This is a genomic window from Streptomyces sp. DH24 (assembly GCF_029813775.1).
Lineage (GTDB): Bacteria > Actinomycetota > Actinomycetes > Streptomycetales > Streptomycetaceae > Streptomyces.
The window spans coordinates 1-5,399 of record NZ_JARVKW010000083.1 but is presented as its reverse complement, the minus strand read 5'-3'; the positions used below and the strand labels follow the sequence as shown (position 1 = coordinate 5,399).

Annotated in this window: 6 protein-coding genes and 1 pseudogene; all 7 read right to left on the bottom strand. The window is 66.4% G+C overall.

Annotated elements, in window-relative coordinates; translation table 11 throughout:
- The coding region (locus tag QC282_RS31850) for a pore-forming ESAT-6 family protein (protein ID WP_279553076.1) at positions 1–274 on the bottom strand (274 nt) is incomplete at its 3' end.
- 19 nt (positions 275–293) lie between these two features.
- Complete coding sequence (locus tag QC282_RS31845; protein ID WP_279553075.1) at positions 294–620, bottom strand: hypothetical protein; 327 nt, start codon at positions 618–620, stop codon at positions 294–296.
- 358 nt (positions 621–978) lie between these two features.
- Positions 979–2,007, bottom strand: coding sequence for a hypothetical protein (locus QC282_RS31840; protein WP_279553074.1), 1,029 nt, complete (start codon positions 2,005–2,007; stop codon positions 979–981).
- Positions 2,008–2,107: 100 nt separating this feature from the next.
- Positions 2,108–2,296, bottom strand: a complete 189-nt coding sequence (locus QC282_RS31835; RefSeq protein ID WP_279553073.1) for a hypothetical protein — start codon at positions 2,294–2,296, stop codon at positions 2,108–2,110.
- A gap of 1 nt (position 2,297) precedes the next feature.
- Positions 2,298–3,230 (bottom strand): hypothetical protein, encoded by a 933-nt coding sequence (locus tag QC282_RS31830; protein ID WP_279553072.1) that lies wholly within the window; start codon positions 3,228–3,230, stop codon positions 2,298–2,300.
- A gap of 383 nt (positions 3,231–3,613) precedes the next feature.
- Complete coding sequence (locus tag QC282_RS31825; protein WP_279553071.1) at positions 3,614–4,255, bottom strand: hypothetical protein; 642 nt, start codon at positions 4,253–4,255, stop codon at positions 3,614–3,616.
- A 9-nt stretch (positions 4,256–4,264) separates the two neighbouring features.
- A pseudogene (locus tag QC282_RS31820) lies at positions 4,265–5,399 on the bottom strand (hypothetical protein); the annotation flags it as partial.

Below are 5,399 nucleotides of genomic sequence, written 5' to 3'. Positions count from 1 at the left end.
TCGACTGCGCCGTACCGTCGTTCTTCTCCAGCGTCGTCTTCAGCAGGTGGATGATGTTCTTGACCTCCTGCGAGGCCTTGTTCCACCGCTGTTCCTTGCCGTGGTACTCGTCCGCCACGCCGTCGGCGGTGAAGTCCGCCATCGCCGCCTTCACCTGCCGGTCACGCTGACCGATGACCTCCTCCAGCCGGCCGATCACCGACTGAATGTTGGTCTGGGCATCCGCCGAGGCACCCGTGTCGTAGGACCGACGGTCCGCACCCGCACCAGCCATCAGAAATCTCCCCCTGGAATCAGCGGAACCGAGCCGCGTCGAAGTTGGCGGCGGCCATCTGCTGCCGCGCGTTGTCACCCTGCTCCTGGTCGCCGGAGCTGAACGCGGAGTCCATGCCCGCCTGACCGCCCAGGATTGCCGAGAGCGACCCGTTCAGGTCACTCGAAATCTGGTCCGCGCGCGCCTTGAACTGGTCGAACATCGCCCGGCCCGAACCGTTGAACTTGCCCTCCAGCGGCTGCGCCGCCTGCACCAACTGCCGCACCAGGCTGCCGAGGTCGTCACTCGCGCCGCGCGAGTCGCGCTGCAGCGTGGACAGCGTCTGCGCGCCCATGTCGAACTTCATAACCGAACTCGCTCCCCCTTGGGCCGCAGAGGCGACCGTTCTCGGACCACTCGGATCACCACATGAATGTCAGCCACGTCTATCAACCCGGCAGTCCCCCGTGCAATCCGGGTCCCGTTCGCTCACAGAAGCCCCACATTTACGAGGTGACCGGGAAGGGTTCGCTGGGTAACGCCTCCGGCACACCGGGTCACCGCAGGCAGGTCCGGACGCCGCTGTCTCCCTCGTGCTCACGTCCCCGGGTCCAGCGGGCGACGGTGCTGGTGGTTCTCACGGCATGGCGCCCTTCCTAACGGCACGGAGTGTCTGCTCAGCCTCTCCACGGACCTGGCTGTGTGACCAAGTCGAAGCACTCAAGTCACTGACCAGTATGGGAGTTCCGCAGAGTGCTGAGCGGTACCGTGCGCGGCTGGGCCGTTGGGTCCACACGGCCGGCGCCTTCCGTGTCAGCCATGGTCGACAGTTCGGCGAGTGCTGTGGACGGTGGAAGGCCGCGCTTGTGAGCAGCGCGCAGACGTTCCAGCCAGACGACCCCTGCCCGATACGTCGCGTCGTCGCCCACGTCCAGCGGTTCGAAACTCGCCGCATTCTCGGCATCGGAGACCCAAAGGTGCCCCAGCACCTCACCGCTCCCGTCGACGACCGGTACGTGCTGGGCCTCCCCTTCCGCCGTGCGGCGGTAGCCGATCCGACCGAAACCGGGAGCATGGGTGAAAATGTCGTAGCGGGTCGGCACCTCGAAACTGCCCCACACGTCCGACGCGCTCCCGTCGGCGGCAAAGAAGTTTTCAGCACCGGTAGCTGTCGGCTTCGCGAAGTACGTCGGATCGTCCGGGTCCGTTTCCGACTCCAGGGCCTCGGCCAACTCCCGCAAGGCTGCGGACAGCCGGGCTCCGTTGGCTCCATACACCTCGGGCTGCGGGCGTCCCTTCAAGTCATACGGCAACCACACGTCGGTGTGCGTGACGAGATCCACGGTCACGAAATCGGCAAACGATGAAGCGCCCAGCCGGAACAACCCGTCTTGCCGCTCCTCTTTTCCGGCGTCAGCGCCCGTCACGACCATGCCAGAACACTCGGCGTACGCGTCGACGGAACCGATTTCGCCGACCCTCATCGCTTCCCTGACCTGCTCGGCCAACTGCGGGGCAGCCTTCGCCGCCTCGTGCGCATTGGTCGGCACCGCCAGCGTCCCCTCGAACAGCAGGCTGTTCGAGGTGCCGGCCTCGGAAACCGAGACGTGAATGGTCGTGGCATCAACGGCGAACCGATGAGTCGCCAGGACCTGGTACGCGGCCAGCAAATCACGCAGACAGCACACAAGGGCGTCGACCGTCTCGTCGTCACGCCCCCAGGTCCAGCGGGCGACACTGGTAGACGCAATCAAAGTGTTCCCTCCGGGGTGAAGGTACCGCCACGCGGGACGAAGAACATTCCGTCCGGGCAGGAGTTCTACGGGCAGGCGGCTTCGGCAGGCCACTCCGTGGTCAAGGCGGTGTGGGCTTGATGCGGTTGATCCCCCACTCGACGGCACGACTCTTGGGGTAGTCGACCGGGCGCCCCGGCACCCAGTCGCGGTGCCGCGGGTCGTCCAGACCGTCGTAAATGACGTCTTCCACATCGCCGGCCGGCCGACCGTCGAAGTCCGTCCCGAGCAGCGTGTCGAACCGGCTCACGTCAGGCTCCTCGCCCCTCCGAATTCCCGTTTTCGGCCTCGCGCAGGCTGCGCAGCGGCACGGTACGCGGTGGCGCGGTCCGGTCCACGTGTCCGGCTCCGTCTGTGTCGGGCATGGCCGACAGTTCGATGAGTGCGGTGGAGGGCGGGAGGCCACGATCGTGGGCAGCACGCAGGCGTTCCAGCCAGACGGGCCCGGCTCGGTACATCGCGTCGTCGCCGACGTCGAGCGGTTCGAAGCTCGCCGCGTTCTCGGCGTCCGATGCCCACAGGTGGCCCAGGAGTCCGTGCTCGCCCCGCACGGGTACACACTGCACGTCCCCATCGGCCGAACGCCGGTAACCGATCCGTCCAAAGCCGGGCGTGTGCGTGAACTTCTCGTAGCGGTAGGGAACTTCGAAGCTCTCCCACACATCTCGCGGAGTGCCGTCACGGTCGTCGAAGATGTTCTCGGCCCCGGTCTCGTTCGGCTTCGCGAACCACGTCGGGTCGTCCGGGTCGGTCTCCGAGTCGAGCGCCTCCGAGAGATCGCGCAGGGCTGCGGCGAGCCGGGGAGCATTGAGCGCGTGCACCTCCGGCTGGGGCCGCCCTTTGAGGTCGTACGGCAACCAGGCGTCGGAGTAGGTCACCAGGTCCGCGCTGACGTAACCGGACAGCGCGGCAGTCCCCAGACAAAGAAGGCCCGCCTCCTCGCGCGCCTCCCCGTCGGCCACGATCTCACTCGCGCTCTTGGCATGTGCGGAGACCGAACCGATCTCTCCGGCACGCATCGTGGCCTCGATTCGGTCGGCCAAGTCCTTCACCTCGTCCGCCGACGACAGGCCCTCGCTCAGCTCGAACGTGTCCTGGAAAAGATAGGTGTTCTTCTTCCTGGACTCGTGCACGGAGACAGACACCCGCGGAGCGCCGACCATGAGCCGGCGGTCGCGCAGCACGGCGTACGCGGTGAACAGCTCGCGCAGGCAGGTCTGGACGCCGCTGTCTCCCTCGTGCTCACGTCCCCAGGTCCAGCGGGCGACCGTGCTGGTGGTTCTCACAGCGTTCCCTCTGGAGGGTCACTTGCGTGGACTGATGACCTTCAAGTCCGAGCCTCTGTTGCGGACCCATTCCTGCAGTTCGGCGCCGGCCAATTCGCGTGAGGCGGTACCTTCCACGACGACCACCGGCCCGAGCAGACGGGGGCACCGAGCCCACGCGCCACGAAGAGGGCCAACTACTCCTCCGCTCGGCTTCACGAACGAGGATCGGACGTCCAGCCCAGGGCTCCGCATGAGCGCCTCCGAAAGGTCCCGCAGGGCTGTCGACGAGCCGAGGCCCTTCACAGCTGGTCGACGAAGTCGGGCCCTCGTCCGTCAACCACCACCGGCTCATCGACCCCGTAACCCACAGCTCGTCCGAAGTTGGTCGGCTGGCCGGGCTCGGCCTCGACTCCCAGCACGGCTTCCAGTTCCCGCAGCGCGGCGGCGAGCCGGGGAGCGTTCTGCCGGTACACCTCCGGGTGCGGCTCGCCCCGGAAGTCGAACGGCCCCCAGACATCGTGATGGACGGCGACCTCGGCCGACAGACCCAGTTCTTCCGGAGAAACCGACAGCTCCACGAGCTGGTACTCGCGTCGGGGAACTCCCTCTCCGTCAAGCCAGACTCCATTCCCCACAACGAGGATGTCTCCGGGCACTGCTTCGTGGTACCCCACAGGACGCATGCCCTGGACGCGCTGGAAGACCTGCTCATCGTCAATCGCTCCAAGGAGATGCAAGCGGGTCGAGGCTGGAGCACCTCCCAATCCCGGGATGAACCACGACCATTCCAGGCTACGCGGCTCCAAAAGATCGTGTTTCCGCAAGACCTCAGCCATCCGGGCAGCGGCGACGAGCGCCGATCGCAGTCCGGGGGGCGCATAGTCCTCCAGATCCCAGAACCATGACGCGCATTCACGTGGCGCACGCATCAGAATGGACATGAATATTCCTTACGGATAAGTAGGGCCGTTGGCCGGAATCGTGATCGACCCGTCCTCGAATCGCAGCACAAAGGTGGCTTCCGTCATCTTAGCGCGGGCTGCAACTCTGGCCAGAATCTTGTCCGTGAGCGCCCCCTTCACATCATGAACGTCCAGGATCGCCACCTTCACGCCGTCGATGGGGCCCTTCAACTGCTTGGCCGCAATGCCCTTCGTGGCACTGTTCAGCCCTGCAGCACTGTCCACGTCCTTCAATTGGGCGCCATACTCGATTCGATCACCGGACTTGACCAAAACATCCAAGTCGAGGCCGGCCCCCGGATCTTTGAGTTCCAGCGCCAGCCCTTCTACTCCCCGAGCTTGAAGATCCGTCGCGTGCTCCATCGCCATATAAACTGCGGGACTCATATCACTTGCCTTGCTGACCTGCTTGCACTGCGACAGGAGCTCGGCGTATCCGGGAAGGCCGGACAAGTTTCCCTCGGTGATGTATTTGGCGATTCCGGCGCCATACTCACTCTTACGAAGCCCCGCCAGTGACTTTTCGATGTCGTGAGGCGCCATTTTTGCCTTGGCGAGCTGCTCGGCGACAGCTGCCTCCTGCTCCGGCTGCATACGCCCGGTGGGAGCAGCCGGCGTTTCGTCTCCTGTGCGGTAGTCCACCTTCGGCGGTTCCTGACCGTGCCCGGGACCCTCACCGGCCGGACCCTGGTTGCCGCCCGTCGTCGGCCCTTCACCATGACCACCCGACGACGGCGGTTCGTGACCACCGGTACCGGCTGTCTCGTGCGTCCCACCACCAGGACCGTCCGTGTGGGCGCCCGGACCATCCGTGTGTCCACCGGTGCCACTCGGCGGCTCATGGCTCGCCGACGGGCCCGCACCGTTGTCGTAGGCCGAGCCGGCAGGAAGGTTGTCCGCGGCATTGCCACCGGGGAGGTTGCCGGCCGTGCCGCCGGGGAGGTTGTCGGCGATGCCGCCCGGGCCCTCGACCCGCACACCCGGAGGCGTGGCGGCGTCGTCGCCGACGCGGCCGATGTCGTCCAGGCCGTCGCTGCCCAGGCGGATCACCTGGCCCGCGTTGTCGACCGTCGCGGCGCCCGCGCCCACCAGGGCCGGTTCCCGCACCGGGGAGTCCACCCGC

Bases quoted from the DNA above. Each gene is read 5' to 3' on its own strand.
- QC282_RS31845 (WP_279553075.1), bottom strand. From the start codon at position 620: ATGAAGTTCGACATGGGCGCGCAGACGCTGTCCACGCTGCAGCGCGAC.
- QC282_RS31825 (WP_279553071.1), bottom strand. From the start codon at position 4,255: ATGTCCATTCTGATGCGTGCGCCACGTGAATGCGCGTCATGGTTCTGG.